Origin of the sequence: Dietzia sp. UBA5065, assembly GCA_002415925.1 — a bacterium.
Taxonomy (GTDB): Bacteria; Actinomycetota; Actinomycetes; order Mycobacteriales; family Mycobacteriaceae; genus Dietzia.
This window is the reverse complement of the sequence record DIAZ01000140.1, coordinates 21,615-24,243: the sequence shown is the minus strand read 5'-3', so window position 1 is coordinate 24,243 and position 2,629 is coordinate 21,615. Positions and strand designations below refer to the sequence as shown.

General features: G+C 71.2%; 4 protein-coding genes. 3 read left to right on the top strand and 1 reads right to left on the bottom strand.

Annotation, left to right across the window (positions count from 1 at the left end; genetic code table 11):
• Positions 1-142: 142 nt before the first annotated feature.
• A complete protein-coding gene (gene mftR, locus B4M60_RS11215) occupies positions 143-739 on the bottom strand; it encodes a mycofactocin system transcriptional regulator (protein WP_291083747.1) in 597 nt (198 codons plus the stop codon).
• Between the two features lie 159 nt (positions 740-898).
• On the opposite strand from mftR, the gene mftA reads away from it, so the two are divergent.
• The 3 genes from mftA to mftC are packed head-to-tail and all read left to right on the top strand — an operon-like array spanning position 899 to position 2,557.
• Positions 899-985 (top strand): mycofactocin precursor MftA, encoded by an 87-nt coding sequence (gene mftA, locus B4M60_RS11210; protein ID WP_067716580.1) that lies wholly within the window; start codon positions 899-901, stop codon positions 983-985.
• 1 nt (position 986) lies between these two features.
• Positions 987-1,313 (top strand): mycofactocin biosynthesis chaperone MftB, encoded by a 327-nt coding sequence (gene mftB, locus B4M60_RS11205; RefSeq protein ID WP_291083744.1) that lies wholly within the window; start codon positions 987-989, stop codon positions 1,311-1,313.
• Positions 1,310-2,557: a mycofactocin radical SAM maturase gene (mftC, locus tag B4M60_RS11200; RefSeq protein WP_291083741.1), complete on the top strand. Its 1,248-nt coding sequence runs from the start codon at positions 1,310-1,312 to the stop codon at positions 2,555-2,557. The genes mftB and mftC overlap by 4 nt, the downstream gene beginning before the upstream one ends.
• Positions 2,558-2,629: the final 72 nt, after the last annotated feature.

Sequence of the window (2,629 nt, the reverse complement as noted above, 5' to 3'; positions counted from 1 at the left end):
CGCGAGCCCAGCGGGAGCCGGGTGGCGGCCTTCCAGAGCCGGTAGGTGGACGTGTCGGCGGCGGGGGAGGGCGTGGTCACGACGACGAGGTTACCCGCGGGTAAGGTGCCCGCGGCCGCGCGCCCGGCGGGAGGGCGTCGGATCAGGCGAGGATGCGCGTCCCGCGGCGCAGCAGCTCATGGAGGCGATCCTGATCGGCGTCCGGCTCGGCCACCCACAGGCGGTAGGACGCGAGCGCGATCCCGAGCGCGGCGTGCGCCATCGCCGCGGGTTCGAGCTCGTCCGCGGGCGCGCCGAGCCGGTCGGCGACGAACTCCGCGATGGCCGCGCACCAGTCGGAGTACATGAGCGTGGAGTGGGCGCGGAGCTCGTCCACGCTGAGCAGCAGGCTCATCCGGCGCCGGTGGACCTCGGTCTCCGAGTCCGGGAACGAGTTGAAGGCCACCAGCGCGTCCGCGAGGGCGTCCCGGAGCGGGGTGGTGGCGGGGATCTCCGCGAGCTGGCGCCGCATGCTCTCGATCTGGATGTCGAACTCGCCCCAGGCGATCGCGGCCTTGCCCGGGAAATAGCGGAAGAGGGTGCGCCGGGAGATGTGCGCGGCCTCGGCGATCTGGTCGATGTGGGTGTGGTCGTACCCGCGCCGGGTGAACAGGTCCAGGGCCACGTCGACGATCGAGGCCCGCGTGGTGGACGGCCGACGGCCGGGGACCCCCGCGCCGTCCGACCCTGCCTCACTCATGGTGTTCGAGGGTAAAGGAAATCCCGGCGGCCGCGGCACGTAGTGCCACATTGCCGCGATCCGGGAGCGAAAATCATTGCAATTGGCATCCGGTGCCAATATGATGCAGGTCTCACCTGAGCGGTGAGGCACCCATGTGCGCCGACGAGAGGACACGCGATGGAGAACACGCAGAACACCGAGGTCGTGCTGGAGGAGGCCCTCATCGAAGAGGTCTCGATCGACGGCATGTGCGGGGTCTACTGAAGTGAGTTCCGCAGCAGCGCCGGCCGGCGCCGAGCAGGGAGCCGCTCCCGCGGTCTTCGACCTCGACGCCGGCTGGCGTCTGCACCCCGGGGTGGCGCTGCGGCCCGAGCCCTTCGGTGCCCTGCTCTACCACTTCCACACCCGCAAGCTCAGCTTTCTCAAGTCGCCGACCATCGTCGAGGTGGTCCGCACGCTCGCCGAGCACCCCACCGCGCGCGCGGCGTGCGCCGCCGCCGGGGTGCCGATCGACGACCCGGCCACGGCCCGCCTGTACCTGCACGCGCTCGGCCAGCTCGCCGCCTCGCGCATGATCGAGGAGTCCGCATGACCAGCACGCTCGACCGCCCCGTCACCCCGTCGGCCGCCGCACCCGCCCCCGTCGGCCGTCTGGTCGACCAGTTCGAGCGCGGCCTCGATGCCCCGATCTGCCTGACCTGGGAACTCACCTACGCCTGCAACCTCGCCTGCGTGCACTGCCTGAGCTCGTCGGGCAAGCGCGACCCGCGCGAACTCAGCACCGAGCAGTGCAAGGCGATCATCGACGAGCTGCAGAAGATGCAGGTCTTCTACGTCAACATCGGTGGCGGCGAGCCCACCGTCCGCTCCGACTTCTGGGAACTGGTCGACTACGCCACGAGCCACCAGGTGGGCGTCAAGTTCTCCACCAACGGCGTGCGCATCGACGAGAAGGTGGCGCAGCGCCTGGCGGCCAGCGACTACGTGGACGTCCAGATCTCCCTCGACGGCGCGACGGCCGAGGTCAACGACGCGGTCCGCGGGCCCGGCTCGTTCGACATGGCGGTCCGGGCGCTGGAGAACCTCAAGAACGCCGGGTTCACCGACGCCAAGATCTCCGTGGTGGTCACCCGGGAGAACGTCACCCAGCTCGACCAGTTCAAGGCCCTCGCGGACCGCTACGACGCGACCCTGCGCATCACGCGCCTGCGCCCGTCCGGACGCGGCGCCGACGTGTGGGACGACCTCCACCCGCTGCCCGAACAGCAGAAGGACCTGTACGACTGGTTGGTCGCCCACGGGGAGAACGTCCTCACCGGCGACAGCTTCTTCCACCTGTCGGCGTTCGGGGACGGCCAGGGCTCGCTGCCCGGCCTCAACCTGTGCGGGGCCGGGCGCGTGGTGTGCCTGATCGACCCGATCGGCGACGTCTACGCCTGCCCGTTCGCGATCCACGACAACTTCCTCGCCGGCAACGTCGTGGCCGACGGGGGATTCGAGACCGTCTGGCAGACGTCCGAGCTGTTCCGCGAGCTCCGCGAGCCCCAGTCGGCCGGGGCCTGCGGGTCCTGCGGCTTCTACGACAGCTGCCGGGGCGGCTGCATGGCCGCCAAGTTCTTCACGGGCCTGCCGATGGACGGTCCGGACCCCGAGTGCGTGCAGGGCTACGGGGAGGGGCTGCTCGAGGCCGAGCGCAACATCCCCGCGCCGTCCCAGGACCACTCCCGCGTCAACGGGCTGGCCGCCCGCAAGCAGCCCACCGGACCGGTCGCGCTCACGCTCGTCACCACTCCGCCGCGCCGGCCCACGAGCCTGTGCGACGAGTCGCCGATCTGACCCTCCACCGGTCGGGCCACCGCCGGCCCGGCCCGCACGACCGGGTCGCACCACGACCCGGCACCACGACCC